The 14,706-nt window shown below is 39.4% G+C and carries 14 protein-coding genes and 1 riboswitch; of the genes, 6 read left to right on the top strand and 8 right to left on the bottom strand.

Features of this window, described 5'->3' with window-relative positions; translation table 11 throughout:
* The first annotated feature begins 119 nt into the window (after nucleotides 1-119).
* Together IE199_RS16830 and IE199_RS16825 are read left to right on the top strand one after the other, a co-directional pair.
* Nucleotides 120-506 carry a GntR family transcriptional regulator gene (locus tag IE199_RS16830; RefSeq protein WP_189772899.1) on the top strand — a complete coding sequence of 129 codons (387 nt, stop codon included), beginning with the start codon at nucleotides 120-122 and terminating at the stop codon, nucleotides 504-506.
* 10 nt (nucleotides 507-516) lie between these two features.
* Nucleotides 517-1,368 carry a hypothetical protein gene (locus IE199_RS16825; protein WP_189772897.1) on the top strand — a complete coding sequence of 284 codons (852 nt, stop codon included), beginning with the start codon at nucleotides 517-519 and terminating at the stop codon, nucleotides 1,366-1,368.
* 72 nt (nucleotides 1,369-1,440) lie between these two features.
* On the opposite strand, the gene efpL is transcribed toward IE199_RS16825, so the two are convergent.
* The 4 genes from efpL to IE199_RS16805 form a co-directional block, all read right to left on the bottom strand.
* A complete protein-coding gene (gene efpL, locus IE199_RS16820) occupies nucleotides 1,441-2,013 on the bottom strand; it encodes an elongation factor P-like protein EfpL (protein WP_189772895.1) in 573 nt (190 codons plus the stop codon).
* A gap of 38 nt (nucleotides 2,014-2,051) precedes the next feature.
* The gene (locus tag IE199_RS16815) at nucleotides 2,052-2,978 is read right to left on the bottom strand and encodes a M14 family metallopeptidase (RefSeq protein WP_189772893.1); all 927 of its coding nucleotides are present in this window, start codon (nucleotides 2,976-2,978) and stop codon (nucleotides 2,052-2,054) included.
* A 119-nt stretch (nucleotides 2,979-3,097) separates the two neighbouring features.
* Nucleotides 3,098-3,259 carry a hypothetical protein gene (locus IE199_RS16810; protein WP_189772891.1) on the bottom strand — a complete coding sequence of 54 codons (162 nt, stop codon included), beginning with the start codon at nucleotides 3,257-3,259 and terminating at the stop codon, nucleotides 3,098-3,100.
* A gap of 34 nt (nucleotides 3,260-3,293) precedes the next feature.
* Nucleotides 3,294-4,052 (bottom strand): hypothetical protein, encoded by a 759-nt coding sequence (locus IE199_RS16805; RefSeq protein WP_189772889.1) that lies wholly within the window; start codon nucleotides 4,050-4,052, stop codon nucleotides 3,294-3,296.
* Nucleotides 4,053-4,281: 229 nt separating this feature from the next.
* On the opposite strand from IE199_RS16805, the gene IE199_RS16800 reads away from it, so the two are divergent.
* Both IE199_RS16800 and IE199_RS16795 read left to right on the top strand, forming a co-directional pair.
* Nucleotides 4,282-5,367, top strand: a complete 1,086-nt coding sequence (locus IE199_RS16800; RefSeq protein WP_189772882.1) for a c-type cytochrome — start codon at nucleotides 4,282-4,284, stop codon at nucleotides 5,365-5,367.
* Nucleotides 5,368-5,382: 15 nt separating this feature from the next.
* On the top strand, nucleotides 5,383-6,435 hold the full coding sequence (locus IE199_RS16795; RefSeq protein WP_189772880.1) for an aldo/keto reductase: 1,053 nt from the start codon (nucleotides 5,383-5,385) through the stop codon (nucleotides 6,433-6,435).
* Nucleotides 6,436-6,503: 68 nt separating this feature from the next.
* Here the strand turns inward: IE199_RS16795 and IE199_RS16790 are convergent, their stop codons facing one another.
* From IE199_RS16790 to IE199_RS16775, 4 genes are all read right to left on the bottom strand, one after another.
* Nucleotides 6,504-7,649 carry a hypothetical protein gene (locus IE199_RS16790; RefSeq protein ID WP_189772878.1) on the bottom strand — a complete coding sequence of 382 codons (1,146 nt, stop codon included), beginning with the start codon at nucleotides 7,647-7,649 and terminating at the stop codon, nucleotides 6,504-6,506.
* Nucleotides 7,650-7,733: 84 nt separating this feature from the next.
* Nucleotides 7,734-7,816: riboswitch (cyclic di-GMP riboswitch) on the bottom strand.
* Between the two features lie 32 nt (nucleotides 7,817-7,848).
* Nucleotides 7,849-9,069, bottom strand: coding sequence for an organoarsenical effux MFS transporter ArsJ (arsJ, locus tag IE199_RS16785; protein ID WP_189772876.1), 1,221 nt, complete (start codon nucleotides 9,067-9,069; stop codon nucleotides 7,849-7,851).
* A 12-nt stretch (nucleotides 9,070-9,081) separates the two neighbouring features.
* The gene (locus IE199_RS16780) at nucleotides 9,082-10,089 is read right to left on the bottom strand and encodes an ArsJ-associated glyceraldehyde-3-phosphate dehydrogenase (protein ID WP_189772874.1); all 1,008 of its coding nucleotides are present in this window, start codon (nucleotides 10,087-10,089) and stop codon (nucleotides 9,082-9,084) included.
* Nucleotides 10,090-10,143: 54 nt separating this feature from the next.
* Complete coding sequence (locus IE199_RS16775) at nucleotides 10,144-10,929, bottom strand: metalloregulator ArsR/SmtB family transcription factor (RefSeq protein WP_189772872.1); 786 nt, start codon at nucleotides 10,927-10,929, stop codon at nucleotides 10,144-10,146.
* Nucleotides 10,930-11,151: 222 nt separating this feature from the next.
* On the opposite strand from IE199_RS16775, the gene ppc reads away from it, so the two are divergent.
* Both ppc and IE199_RS16765 read left to right on the top strand, forming a co-directional pair.
* The gene (gene ppc, locus IE199_RS16770; protein ID WP_189772870.1) at nucleotides 11,152-13,713 is read left to right on the top strand and encodes a phosphoenolpyruvate carboxylase; all 2,562 of its coding nucleotides are present in this window, start codon (nucleotides 11,152-11,154) and stop codon (nucleotides 13,711-13,713) included.
* A 205-nt stretch (nucleotides 13,714-13,918) separates the two neighbouring features.
* Nucleotides 13,919-14,623 carry a hypothetical protein gene (locus IE199_RS16765; RefSeq protein WP_189772868.1) on the top strand — a complete coding sequence of 235 codons (705 nt, stop codon included), beginning with the start codon at nucleotides 13,919-13,921 and terminating at the stop codon, nucleotides 14,621-14,623.
* Nucleotides 14,624-14,706 lie beyond the last annotated feature (83 nt).

The following is a 14,706-nucleotide window of genomic DNA, read 5'->3' as shown; positions in this document are numbered from 1 at the left end:
AACTTATATTAATTTCATAAATTTCAAACAATTACATTGCACATCAAATAAACACTTTACATATCGCAATTTGATCCTGTACCATATGTACCACACCCACTAATGGTACAAGGTGTTATATGGAGATAGATATAGATATTGAATCCCCTATTCCTTTGTTTAACCAATTGGTTGAACAAATTAAACGGGGGGTAACAAAAGGCCAGTTATTGCCGGGCGCGCCGCTACCGTCAATAAGGCAACTTGCCAATGATTTAGCAGTAAACAGCAAAACGGTGGCCAAAGCGTACAAGTTGCTAGAGCGTGATGGTGTTATTGAGTCCAAAGGTTATAGAGGGTCATTTATTCATCAAAGCGCAAAACAAAATTGTCACTTTGATATAAATCAGTGGTTGATTGATAAGTTGACTGACGCTGTCAGTCTGTTGAAAAAATCTGGCGCAACAAATTCAGAAATTCGTAACGCATTTAACCACGTCATTAATACACAACAAGAGCAAAATTAAGGAGAAGGACATGCCAAATACACTACTATTCATTGCCATATTTGTTTGTCAAATTTGGTTGTTATCCTTTTATCTGCCTCACAGATATACAAATAGAATCAATTATTTACTAGAGCACTTTCCTGAGTCGCAATACCCTAAGCTGTATCCAGAATCAGAAGAAAAAGCAAAAAGTGTGAAAACAATTTATTTAACGATGAATTACCTGATGTTACTCATTGGTGTTGCATTGTTATGCTACTTTTCCCTTTTTGATGGTTCTTATCAACAAAAAGAAAAGTTCTTAGATGCCTTACCACTGTTTTACGGTATGTGTCAGTTTTTACCTATTGCTTACTTGGAAATTGCCGGTAGAAATCAGCTTAAATTAATGCGCTTAACCGATAAACGTACTCATCGAAAGGCATCATTAACACCGAGAAGCCTATTTGACTATGTACCACAGTGGTTAATTGCTGGTGTTGCTTTGGCCTTTTTGGGCAGTTTATTCTTCGATCTATATATTAATAATTGGCAATTTACTGAAAAGGTGACCATCAAGCTTGGTTCACTTATCGCAACAAATGTACTTTTTGGCGCTATTGCGTATTATCACTTGTACGGCAAGAAGTGTGACCCTTATCAGTCAGAGACAGATAGACAAAAAGTTACCCAGCACACCATTTATTCTTTAAGTGCAATAAGTATCTTTGTGTCTTTATTCTTTGCAGCACAAACGTTTGTTAACCATTTTGACCTTAGCTATGCCGAGATCATCATAAATAGCTTATATTTCCAAATTTTGGCTATCGCCAGTTTTGTTAATATTGCCAGAGGGTTAGATGTAAAAACCATGGACTTTTCAGGCTACAAAAAAGATTAGAAGTAGCAAGGTGAATTCGTAATAAAAAAGGAGTGCTTTGCACTCCTTTTTTATTGTCTGGCTGACATGGATTTACTTATCACCACGACCCATGAACTTTTTCTCTTCAGTATTAATTTTAACGATATCACCTGTTGAGATATGCTCTGGTACCTGAATAATCAAACCTGTCGAAAGCGTTGCAGGCTTAGTTCTTGATGTAGCAGATGCCCCTTTAATTGAAGGATCTGTTTCAAGTACTTCTAATTCAACACTTGACGGCAAATCTAAACCAACAGGCGTACCATCAACTAAAATCACTTGAACGCCTTGAGTTGATTCATTGATGAATAATACTTCTTCAGCAATGGCATCTTTGTGAATGTTGTATGGCGTATAGTCTTCATTGTCCATGAAAACGTACTCTTCACCATCAAGGTATGAAAACATAGACGCGCGGCGGATAAGATCAGCATAATTTAGCATGTCTACGTCTTTGAATGTTTCATCGACTTTGCCACCAGTAACCACATTGTACATTCTCATGCGATATAAACTACCACCAGCACGACCTTGTGGTACAGAACGCTCTATATCTTTAATGATATAAACACCGCCGTTAAACTCTATCGCTTGGTTCTTTTTAACTTCACTTGCCTTAGGCATAACTTATTTCCTAAATATTCACTATCTAATAATTTGTTTTATGGTTGTTTTTGACTTAAAACGTAGTCTAAACCAGAAGTTACAACAGTAGCCTGTGCTAGATTACAATTAGCGTCATCGACTTTTGGGCTATCTGGGTACACTTCCGTCGTCGTAACATACTGCGCATTAGTTAATCCCATACACAACCCAAGTTGTTTTGCCGCGTAATTTATCACACCCTCTTGTTCAATAGGAACACCAATCAGTCTATTTTCTTCATCAGCTGGTGCAATGTGAGTCACTTGAGCCACCGCATTAATGATAGCAGTTTGAAATTCAGCTTGAGGGTTTTCACTATCGGCAACTAAATAAAAACCATCTGGGATGTTCCAATTGTCATGAACGCTGCCATCTCGAGCTGCCAATGCAGGACGAAATTCAGAATTATCAGTATCTGTTGTTTCATGTAAGTCGATATGGACGATTATGTCTGACTGGTATTTAGCGATAAAATCGATAAGTGCCGCAGACTCTTCTGCCGGAGAGTCTGCATAAAAAGAACGGTTTGGATCGATAGCGTTTGCATTCCAGCGATTAATCGTTTCATATCCCCAAGGACTAATGCACGGCGCAATAATGAAATTAAAATGCTGTTCGTATTGTTCGCTGTAATCACTGGCAAAAAGCAAAGCTCCATGTACACCACTAGTTTCATAGCCATGTACCCCACCAGTTACTAATACGGTAGGCTTTTGAGCATCATAATGCTTGCTTACCAATGCAATTAAGGGATATGTGTCTGGGCTGATAGGCAGTGCCCCATAATTAACCGTGTTAAAACGATTTGCTAAAGCATGTATTTTGCTAACCACTTCTTGTTGATAGCTACGTTTTACTTGTTGGTTTGCTAACCAAAGTTGTTTTTCACTTTGCTGCCACTTTTGACCAGGTGTACCGATAGGATAAGGAGTATTTGATTGCACGGTGAAGACCTCATTAACTTTGAACTAAGTTTTGTCGATCATACCTTAATTAATGCCAATTGCATCAACCAATTACTCCTATTTACGCCAAGCGAGCTAAATTGAAATAGAGCCAAGCATTAACTCAAAGTTAAGCTAATAGTTGGCTCTTCATTTTCTTCTTTATCATCAATAACATCTGTTTTTTCTAACTCAATGTTTTCTGCTTGATTGGGCATGGTCTTGTTACCAACGCTGACAAGGTCTCGAGTAAGAACACACGCTAAACATAAGCTCATCATAAAGTTAATGCCCTTAACCTCAAAGACTTAACTTTTAGTTAAGTCTAACTGTAATATCTTCAACTTCTCTTATTTGATAAGCTCTAATGCGACTTCCGCCGGTAAATTGGCTCGCTACTTGTCCTTGTCTTGAACGACTAATTTCAATATCTAAATCACATGATTTACTGCGATCAATGGCTGAATCTTGAAACATAGTTAATTCAGTTAGATCAAACTGCTGACTGGCTACTTCATTAAATGTAATCGACTGTGAAACTCGTCTGTCACCGCCAGACGTTGCTTTGCATTTAGCTGTCATAATAATTTCCGTATTACTTTCGCTGTCCACACCGTCGATTTGAACAAGTAAATCGTTATTTGGTCCATAACTCGCGTTATCGCTCGGAGACAAAATTTTAAAATTTTGTGGTAACTCAGCCGTAGATAACATTGAGCCTTCCTTTTTACGATAAAAGTCTATCGTAAACAAAGCATTGTCAGAGGTAACACTCACTTTACTCTGATATTTAGCATCTTCAAAAATGTTGTCAAATTGCAATTTCTTCTTTGTATTTAACACTGACACTTGAAGATAATCACCACCCGCTAAAATTAGATGGGCACCTGAACTGTCGCGCTCATGTAACTCAGCTTTAACTTTACTTTCTTTGCCATCAGATTCTATTTTAAAGTCTGCCCAAATTTGTTCGGTACTCACTTTGCTTGATGCTTTATTGTCGCCACCACAAGCAAATAGCAAAAAACTAGAAGTCACTGCTATTGCTATTTTATTAATATTTGAAATTTTCATTGTTAGTCCTTTTCACAACAAGATGAATAAATGCTGAACGTATTATTCAATTAAACAGTTTTTTTAGCTGTTAGCTTTATAAGGACAAATGTTTAAAATTTGTAAAATCATTTTTCATTGCCATGCTAGGGCGTCATTTTGTTTCTAAACTTTTCCATTATAAATTGCCGATTGCGAAAAACGTTTTCGCTGGTTAGGCTTAATAAAACAATAAAATGACGGCACACTTATGATCATTAGAGCACTGGTTGTTTCCTTATTCTTGGTACCTGCAATATCAGCTCAAGAATATCAATATCAAGATATTTCTAATCCCAGAAAACTCACTGAAGCACAAGCACAAAAGGCTGAAGAAAATTATCAGAAGTACTGCTCTTTATGCCACGGAAAGGACAGACAAGGACATGTTAATGATCATGCTCCGTCTTTACGCTCAGCAAGTTTATTTGAGTCAGGTGTACCGCATGCAATTTTACGCCCTATGTCTTATGGCCGAGTAGGCACACCTATGGGAGGCTATTTAGATGAGGTAGGCGGCCCAATGACCTTGGCTGAAACATGGGATCTCACCTATTGGTTATTTGAAAAATCAGGGGTTAAACGTAAAAAACTATCAACAAATCCCGTGCATGGCGATATCAAACAAGGTGAAAAAACCTATTTACAACATTGTACAACTTGTCACGGTAAAGACGGCGAAGGCGTCACTGCCCCTGCGTTAGGTAATCCGTCAGCGTTGGCGCATAACACTGATGAATTTATTCGATATGCGATTCGTCACGGACGCCAAAATACCCCAATGCAAGCGTATGCCAAACTACTATCCAGCCAAGAAATTGATAACGTAACAGCCTTTTTACGGAGTAAAGCAAGTGGCTGGCAAGAAGCAAAGCCAGTGCTTAAATCTTTACCGACACCAGAACAATACGTCGTAAACCCAGAAGGTGAGGATCCAAACTTTACATTGAAAGATGGTTTATATGTGATGGCGACAGATTTAAACCAAGCTTTAGTACAAAAGAAAAAAATGGTTTTGTTTGACACTCGAGTTACCTCGGTTTGGCAAACCGCTCATATCGCTGGCTCAGTTCCACTGCCCTATTATTCAAATTTAGACGATATGGTGGCGGACATTCCAAAAGATGTACAAATTGTGGCATATTGTTCCTGTCCACGTGCCGCAGCAGATCACGTTATTCACCAACTCAGAGATCGCGGATATACTCGCACTGCAACACTTTGGGAAGGTATATTTGGCTGGATGCATATGGGCTACCCCGTAACTCGAGGTGATATTGAAGGTGTTCAAGATTAACAAAGGTGTACTTTAATGAAATATGTACGTTTAGGAAGTAGTGACTTAGAAGTATCTCGTGTCTGTTTAGGTACAATGACATGGGGAGTACAAAATAATCAGCAAGACGCTGATCAACAATTAGAGTTAGCACAATATTATGGTGTTAATTTTATTGATACTGCAGAAATGTACGCAATTCCTCCCAACAAAAACACTTATGGCAAAACAGAAAGCATTATTGGCAATTACTTACGAGCTAATCCTACTCGTCGAGACAACTTAGTTATTGCTAGTAAAATAGCGGGTCCCGGCTTGTCTTATATTCGAGGTGGCAGCGAAATTTCTTCTACCACGGTAAAACAAGCGGTAGATGATTCATTAACTAGGTTACAAACCGATTATATTGATCTATACCAACTCCACTGGCCAAACTATACGTCACCACATTTTGCAAAACATTGGCCAAACGATATCGCTTATACGCAGTTTAACGCTGAGCAGGAAAAAGAAAAAATCCATGATATTTTGACTGGTTTAGCGGATTGTGTAAAAGCAGGTAAAATTCGTTACTGTGGGCTTTCAGATGATACTCCATGGGGGATCATGCAATATCTTAAGTTAGCAGAACAACACAATTTACCCAAAATAGTATCAATTCAAAATGAATTTAGTTTATTGCACACTAAAGACTGGCCTTATTTAGTTGAAACTTGCGTGCATGAAGATATCGCCTATCTCCCTTGGTCTCCACTTGCTACAGGATTGCTTACTGGTAAATATCTAAACGGAGCTCGACCCGAAGGCAGTCGTTGGACATTAATGCAACGCCACGGCCTATTTCGTGATACTGAACAAACTCATATGGCAGTTCAAGCTTTTGTCGACATAGCAAAAAAACACCAATTGGCCCCGGCACAATTGGCACTAGCTTGGGTAAATCAAGTTGAAGGAGTAACCTCCACTATTATTGGTGCCACCTCTGTTGAGCAATTAACAGAAAATATTGAAGCATTTGATCTTAAACTTTCAGCGGAAGTTTTATCTGACATAACAAGCTGGCTAAAAACTTATCACCAACCGTTTTAAAAAGATAAAAAAAACCGCAGTCATAACGACTGCGGCAAAATTGTTTTAGAGAAACAAAACTTGTTGTTTTACCCTACAACAGAAGGGGATTTTCGCGTGGTAAACGCAATTCCAGCCAACGCTAAACCAAACAAGGTCCAAGTTGCAGGAGTCGGAATAGCAACGGGTTGAAGCGTGCCATTATTATTTGGAGTATTACCGCCAACAGGATCATTCGGATTTGGGCTGTTATCAGGCACTACCGGCACAGCAGCTGGACCACCACCTGACACAGGTGTTGATGTAGGATCATTACCGCCATTACCACCTTGGTTATTTTCCTGATCATTGTCATTACCTAAGTTGCCAATCACTTCGTTAACTTTGGCTCGAACAATATCATCATCTTCTGTTGGGGTTTGCATTGGCTCTTGGTCACTTGGCTTTGGTTCAAACCGGATCTGACGATGTTGCATGGTTGAAACCGCCTTCGCTTTCTCCTGCCCAGTCAAGAATAAGCCTCTGTCACTAATACTTGAACCGTCCGGAATATTAAACGCCAATGGAGCTACCGCAGAGCCTTGTTGACCAGTTGAATCAACAACAGGCGAACTATAACTTGCACGTCTTAACAAGCCATTGCCTACATCACTGTAATATTGACCAACTGTTGGTAATGCTTGAGTAAATCCAGGTTGTAAACTGGCGGTACGACCATAACTTAAATGTTGTACCTCCATTGGTTGGTAATCAGTTTCAAGCCAATCACGTGTATCTCGAATGACCGTATCACCGATATTAATCGAGGTGAACAAACTTGAATCATAGTTGTCTATGGCAAATGTTGGATCATTAACAACGTTAATCGTGATCGCATATTCGGTGTTTTGTTCATCAACAACACGTAAGTTCACCGCCATATCCTCGTCAACTTCATTAACCACAACGATAAGCGAATTGTTGTCTAGAGTTGCCCGAATAGCTTCACTATCAGACTCTATAGATGTTTGCCCAGCAGCATTTGATGCGCCGGCAAATGGGATAGTTACCACTGAATTTTCAGCAGCTAAAATACTGTTATTTGTCATACCTAACAAATAAAAGTTCGCCCCTTGTAATGGCGATATTTGTTGGCTATTTTGCCAATTTACGATACTTGCAGAAGCTGAGTGCGAAGTCACTGCTAATGCTAATATTGTCGAAATCAAAGAGAAATTAAGCTTTTGCTTATTCATCGATCCGTCCTTGCCTATAAAATTAGTTAGGTTATTCAACTATGTTTATAAACTTCTAAGGCAAGAAGGTAGGAAATTCAATTTTTCTGCAACCCCGCTACCATAGCATACGCCTTAGGTCGGAAGTTTTGCGTGTATGGATTTCGCCATACTTGCCTTTTACAAACTGTTAACTCAACAAATATACTTAACTTGCTAGTTATGTCAACATTTTATTTTCACAAGTTTCTATTTTTCTTGGTAAAAATGCAGAAATAGCCGCGGCAATGAGTAAAAAGCAAAATGAGACAATTAAACAAGCGGCTAAACCATAAAGCTGATAAATACCACCAGAGAGCACAGTGCCAAGCAATCGCCCAAGTGCATTGGCCATATAATAAAAGCCAACATCCATTGAAACGCCGTCGTCGCTGGCATAACGAACGATAAGAAAGCTATGCCAAGAAGAGTTTAACGCAAAGACAATACCAAAAATAACAAGTCCACAAACAACACTTAACACTATGGCCAAACTGCTTTGTAAGGCGATGGCAATGGTTAGCGGAATTAGCGCTAAAACAGCCGCTAATACAGTGGTTGTTAAATGATAAGAATATTTTTCTGTAAAGCGTTTAAGGAGCTGAGGAGCAACCGATTGGATTGCACCATAACCTATAATCCAGAGCGCTAAAAATCCCCCAACCCACCAATGATTCCAGCCCAACGTTGTCGCTAGAAATACAGGAAGCGCCACCACAAACCAAACATCACGAGCAGCAAATAGAAACATTCGAGCAGCAGATAAAATATTGATAGCACGGCTTTTAGAAAACACTTGGCTAAACTTAGGTTTATGGTTTGCTTTGCCTAAATCACCAGTAAGCGCATACAAGCTAAACACCCAAACCAATAACAAAGCTAAAGCCATGATTAATACAGCCGCTTTAAAGCCAAGTGTTGTTAGTAATAAGCCGCCCAGAAAAAAGCCCACACCTTTTAATGCATTTTTAGATCCAGTGAGTAAAGCAACCCATTTAAACAATTGTGAATCTTGCCCTTGCGCAACTAACATCTTAATTGAGCTTTTGGCGCTCATTTTATTCAGATCTTTTGCTATACCCGACAAAGCTTGAGCAGCCATCACATAAATAACCGTTAACCATTCACTCGGCGCAGCCAACATCAATAAAGCAACAATTTGCAATACTAATCCTACGTTCATGGTTTTATTTAGGCCAAATCGAGCGCCAAGCCAACCTCCCACTAAGTTAGTGATAACGCCAAACACTTCGTAAAACAAAAACAATAAAGCAATATTTAATGGTGAATAACCCAGTTGGTGGAAATACAACACCACTAACATTCGTAGTGCACCATCAGTTAAGGTAAATGCCCAATAGTTGCCGGTTACAATTAAATATTGCTGAATATCTTTTGTCATAGTCACTATTTTTTACTTTACAGAAAGGCCAACTTTTAATGCGAGCTCAGCGGTACGATTGGCGTAGCCCCATTCATTATCGTACCAAAGGTAGAGTTTAACTTGCGTGCCATTGACCACCATAGTCGACAAAGCATCAACAATGCTTGATCTAGGGTCTGTTTTATAATCAATTGAAACGAGTGGCTTTTCCTCATAACCTAAAATTCCGTCTAAATCCCCCTGTGCAGCTTGTTTCATCCAACCGTTAATTTCCTCAACCATCGTAGCGCGAGAAAGTTCAAACACGCAATCGGTAATTGACGCATTGGTTAACGGTACTCGAACCGCATGACCATTTAACTTACCTTTTAATTCTGGAAATATGTGGGTGATGGCGGTTGCTGAACCCGTTGTTGTCGGGATCAAGCTCGTACCACATGATCTTGCTCGACGTAAATCTTTGTGTGGCGCATCAATAATCGTTTGGGTATTGGTAATATCATGAATGGTGGTCATAGAACCGTGTTTGATACCAATATTGTCTTGTAGCACTTTAACAACAGGCGCTAAGCAGTTTGTTGTGCATGAAGCGGCCGTTACAATAGCATGCTGCTCAACATCATATAAATGATCGTTAACGCCCATCACAATATTAAGCACGCCCTCTTCTTTAACTGGTGCGGTAACAACAACACGCTTAACCCCTTGTTGAAGATATTGCTCGAGTAATGCCTTGGTTTTCATTTTACCTGAAGCTTCGATAACCACGTCACAATCTGACCAGTCTGCTTCACTGATTGTAGTGTGCCTAGTACAGCTGATGTGACAATCACCAATAATAAGGTTGTCATCTTGATGTGTCACAGGGTGTTGCCAACGACCATGTACAGAATCAAACTCCAGCAAATGAGCTAGCGTTTCAGCATTGCCTGCCGGGTCATTAATCTTTACAAACTCTATATCTTGCCAGCCAAATGCAGCGCGCAAGGTAAGTCTGCCCATACGACCAAAACCATTGATACCAATTTTTATCGTCATCGTATTACTCTCGTTTAAAATTTTGACCTAATTTGTTGTATTGTTAAGGTGAACTTATCGACAAAATGCCACTTTATCGGGTCTATTTTGCATTTTGTTTAAGCGGGTTAAATTTTCCTGAATAAAGGCAATATTAGCTTGTGTGGTTAACGCGATATTAGATTTTACCCACGTAGGTAATGCCGGGTTGAGTCGATAAAAAACCCATTGCCCATGTTTGCGAGCCAACAACAGACCGCTATTTTTTAGCACCGCCAAATTGCGCGACACTTTAGGTTGGCTTTGCTCATCGAGCGCTTCCATTAATTCACATACACAAATTTCACCAAAATAATGCGTTAGCATTAACGTTTTTAAACGAATTTCATCTGTCATACATTTAAAAAACGATAAGGGCTCTAATGTCGCTTCAGGAAGGTGATTGGTTGAAAAAGTTTCAGGAAACTCAACCTGTAAAAACATATTAATACGTTGGCAGATTTCATGGTAAGCATTATCAAAGGGATCAGAGCCTGAACGAGTGACTGGGTCTGGAATATCCCAAGCTAACACCGATCTTCCATTAATGATGCCCCGACAGTCATTTGTTGCCTGATCACAAAGTGTAATCACATAATCAAATGTTTTATCAATAAAAGGCTCAAGCCCTTTGCTGATAAGAAAGTCATGATTAATTGCATAACGGTTTAAGGTATCTATAGTTTTTGTGTGAATTTGTGTTGGATGGCTGCCCGCACTTTGAACCTCAAAATGCGCCTCAGCAACATGAGTCAAAATAGCTTGTGCAATTTGAGAACGAGCTGCGTTGGCTGTACAAACAAATAAAACTGTTTTTTTCATGTTGGCCTCATCTATTGAAGTCGACATAATACATATACTTTTTTATATATACAATTTTTTATATACAAACAATTTTGTTGTTTTGTTACAAATGGAAGTTTTTAGCTTGATAAATTATTATACAGAATTAGGCTATCACTTTTTGTTATTAGAGTTTAAGCTCAATTTACCGTACAGTGAAAACAGTCCAATTGTAGTAATAAAACAACAAAAGAGGATTTCATGTTAGAGACCATTTCAAATAACGTCCGAAAATTAGGCGAAACTTTAGGGCAAACCATTGCCAATGATAAAGGAGAGACCTGGGTCGACAATATTGAATCTGTCCGGCATCTGTCAAAACAAGCCGTTAACGGTGATTTAGACGCAATAAAAGCATTGCAAACGTTGTTTCAATCGCTCGATCAAGATGACCTTTTAGTACATGCCCGCGCCTTTAGCCAATTTCTTAATCTCGCCAATATTGCGGAGCAACAATATACGGCAAGTAGCGCAGGATTAAACGAGCTAGATTTACCACACCCACTTGATGCATTAAGTGAAAAAGTACAGGGAAAATCGCCAGCAAACATCGAAAAAGCGTTACAGCAGCTAGAAATAGAACTTGTACTCACCGCTCACCCTACCGAAGTTAACCGCCGAACATTTATACACAAATATCATGAAATTGCTTTAGAGCTTGAACAAGCAGGTGAAAACTTAAGTTCACGCGTTGAAGAGTTAATCGAACAAGCTTGGCATACCCAAGAAATAAGGAACAAACGCCCTTCCCCGCTAGACGAGTCTCGCTGGGGACTCAACACCATTAGTGATAGTTTGTGGCATGCCGTTCCCCATTTTGTCCGTGAATTGGATCAATTTAGCCAACAAAATACCGGAAAACCTTTACCTGAGAATTGCGTACCGTTAACCATGGCGAGTTGGATGGCTGGTGACAGAGATGGCAATCCCTTTGTTACCGCTAAAATCAGTCAACAAGCGATGATCAATGCCAGATTAATGGCGGCTGAATTGTATTTAACAGACTTTCAGTCTTTGTATTTAGAGCTGTCGATGAACAAGGCAACGCCAGCATTAAAAGCAGAAGATACCAATGATATTGGTCCGTATCGACAATGCTTAAAACCTATTATTGCCAAGCTTAAACAAACCATTGAACAGTTAAGTAACGGTAAAACTAAACACACCATTAAATGCTCAGACGAGTTGTATCAACCATTAAAACAGTGTCGCGACAGCTTACTCGCCGTTGGATTAACAAGAATTGCCAATTCAAAAATCATTGACCTGATGCGTAAAGTGCAATGTTTTGGCATTTCTCTCGTAAAGTTAGACGTTAGGCAACATAGTGAACGCCACGATAGTGCAATTGCAGAAATTGTTGCAGCTCTGGGACTAGGTGATTATTTAACCTGGACAGAACAAGAAAAAATTCACTTTTTAGAAACTGAAATCAATAACACTCGCCCGCTGATCCCCAATTTGACTTGGAGCGATGACACACAAGAAGTGCTCGACACCTTTAGTTTTATCGCGCAACAACCACAAGAAGCTCTGGGCATTTATATTATTTCGATGGCAAGTAAAGTCAGCGATGTATTGGCGGTTAATTTACTGATGAAAACCGCGGGCATTAGTTGGCCTATGCCAATTGCGCCATTATTTGAAACGCTAGACGATCTTAACAACGCCACTGAGGTTATGGGTAATTTGTTATCATTACCAACTTACAAACAGCGCTGCCAAAACAAACATTACGTGATGATTGGCTACAGCGATTCAGCTAAAGATGCTGGAGTATTAGCGGCGGCTTGGGGTCAATATCATGCACAAGAAGCGTTAGTTAACGAGTTCGCAAAACATGGCGTTACGTTAAAACTATTCCATGGTAGAGGCGGTACAATTGGTCGTGGCGGCGGTCCTGCACATGAAGCGATTGCTTCTCAACCTCCAGGTACACTAGATGGCGGCTTGCGGGTGACTGAACAAGGTGAAACTATTCGTTATAAGTTTGGTTTACCTAGTTTAGCTGTGCGTAGCTTACATTTATACGCCAGTGCAATACTAGACAGCTTAATTACGCCACCAGTAAAACCCAAACAAAGCTGGCGCGATACCATGGATAAAATGGCAGCGTTTAGTTGTGATATTTATCGTGGATACGTACAAAAAGAGCCTCGATTTGTACAATATTTTCGTCAAGCAACACCTGAACAAGAACTTGCTTCTCTGCCACTAGGCTCTAGGCCAAGCAAACGTAAAGTTGACGGTGGTATTGAATCACTTAGGGCTATTCCATGGATTTTTGCTTGGAGTCAAAACCGCTTAGTTCTGCCAAGCTGGCTTGGTCTGGGACAATCCCTTGAACATCACAAAGAAAGTGATGGGCATATTATTAAAGAGATGTTGAGCGAATGGCCTTACTTTAGAGCACGCCTATCTTTAATTGAAATGGTTTACTTAAAATCTGAGCCTATGATTTCTTCATTGTATGACAAAGCGCTGGTGCAAGACGATTTAGTCAACATTGGTGAAACACTCAGAGCACAGCTAGCACAAGATAAAGAAAGTGTTCTCTCGCTGTTACCACACGATGAAATCATGGCAAATGATCCATGGAATTTACATTCGTTTAATTTACGTCAGCCTTACTTGGTGCCACTGCACCTGATGCAACTTGAAGTACTTAAACGTTTACGTGAAAACCCGGAAGATCAATTTAGCGAACAAGTGTTAATGGTTACCATGGCAGGTATTGCCACAGGTTTACGTAATACTGGCTAAAAGATTTAATGTAAGTTTCTAAAGGCGCATTGGCGCCTTTTTCTTTGTTCAAAAAATGCCTAAGTCACTAACTCCCAACATTTTGCTCATACAAAATAAGTCGTTTTAAAAATAAACAAAAATAACATTGCAGTTATACATTTTTGCTTTAGTATAAATTTTAACAAGGTTCTTATACTTGATGCTGACTCTAAGGAAAGAAAGAATGCGGCGGGGTGCGATTTTTATTTTTATGTTATTAGGTATAGTTGGCTACACCTATTATTTAACAACTTCACATCATATCAAAACCAAACAAAGTAGCAGTGCACTTAAGTTACCATCAGCAACTAGCACTTTGCCAACAACGATAAATCAAACTAAGCCTCAAGAACACAGTGTGGTTGCTACAACAAAACAGCGTCAAAACCAAACAAAATACATTGAAGAACAAGAAGCACTTGAACAAAGTTTAAAAGAAAAAGTGATAGAACGGCTAACTTACAACGGTGTTTCTTACTATCAAACATTCAAACATACAGGAATATCAATCATACAGCTGGATGAGTTTCATCAAACATTATCTTTTGACTCACGTAGTACCCTTGTTGAAGATAAGTTACGAGTTCATGTGAACAAATACGCCGTATTGGGTGTTATTGATGATTATAATGTCTATTGCAACAGTTATGGCTGTGAGGTGATGGTTAATTACAATATGGATGCTGAACCTACTTACTTAGCCGAATTTGAATCGGTGAGGCTACACTCTATTACTGGTGAGCCATTAACTGTAGTGATGACTATAGTCGAACCGACGTCAAAGTTCATGTATACATTTGCTCCTTTTGATAAGCCACTTATGTACACCGATAATCGAACGTTTGAAGACTTAGTTAACAGCGTGCCATATGATGAAGAAATTGAGTAGTCAAAACATAGCCACTCATCAATTAAGGCTGATTGACAGCTAGCTCAGAAAAATACAACATTGGTCAAAAGATCTTCACCAAA

Origin of the sequence: Thalassotalea marina (assembly GCF_014656435.1) — a bacterium.
GTDB classification, from domain to species: Bacteria; Pseudomonadota; Gammaproteobacteria; order Enterobacterales; family Alteromonadaceae; genus Thalassotalea_C; species Thalassotalea_C marina.
Note: the sequence above shows the minus strand (reverse complement) of the source record. Positions and strands in the feature narration are given on the sequence as shown.

Coding starts and splice junctions, on each gene's coding strand:
- IE199_RS16830 (WP_189772899.1), top strand. CDS start 120: ATGGAGATAGATATAGATATTGAATCCCCTATTCCTTTGTTTAACCAA.
- IE199_RS16780 (WP_189772874.1), bottom strand. CDS start 10,089: ATGACGATAAAAATTGGTATCAATGGTTTTGGTCGTATGGGCAGACTT.
- IE199_RS16775 (WP_189772872.1), bottom strand. CDS start 10,929: ATGAAAAAAACAGTTTTATTTGTTTGTACAGCCAACGCAGCTCGTTCT.
- arsJ (WP_189772876.1), bottom strand. CDS start 9,069: ATGACAAAAGATATTCAGCAATATTTAATTGTAACCGGCAACTATTGG.
- IE199_RS16765 (WP_189772868.1), top strand. CDS start 13,919: ATGCGGCGGGGTGCGATTTTTATTTTTATGTTATTAGGTATAGTTGGC.
- IE199_RS16810 (WP_189772891.1), bottom strand. CDS start 3,259: ATGATGAGCTTATGTTTAGCGTGTGTTCTTACTCGAGACCTTGTCAGC.
- IE199_RS16795 (WP_189772880.1), top strand. CDS start 5,383: ATGAAATATGTACGTTTAGGAAGTAGTGACTTAGAAGTATCTCGTGTC.
- IE199_RS16790 (WP_189772878.1), bottom strand. CDS start 7,649: ATGAATAAGCAAAAGCTTAATTTCTCTTTGATTTCGACAATATTAGCA.
- efpL (WP_189772895.1), bottom strand. CDS start 2,013: ATGCCTAAGGCAAGTGAAGTTAAAAAGAACCAAGCGATAGAGTTTAAC.
- ppc (WP_189772870.1), top strand. CDS start 11,152: ATGTTAGAGACCATTTCAAATAACGTCCGAAAATTAGGCGAAACTTTA.
- IE199_RS16805 (WP_189772889.1), bottom strand. CDS start 4,052: ATGAAAATTTCAAATATTAATAAAATAGCAATAGCAGTGACTTCTAGT.
- IE199_RS16800 (WP_189772882.1), top strand. CDS start 4,282: ATGATCATTAGAGCACTGGTTGTTTCCTTATTCTTGGTACCTGCAATA.
- IE199_RS16825 (WP_189772897.1), top strand. CDS start 517: ATGCCAAATACACTACTATTCATTGCCATATTTGTTTGTCAAATTTGG.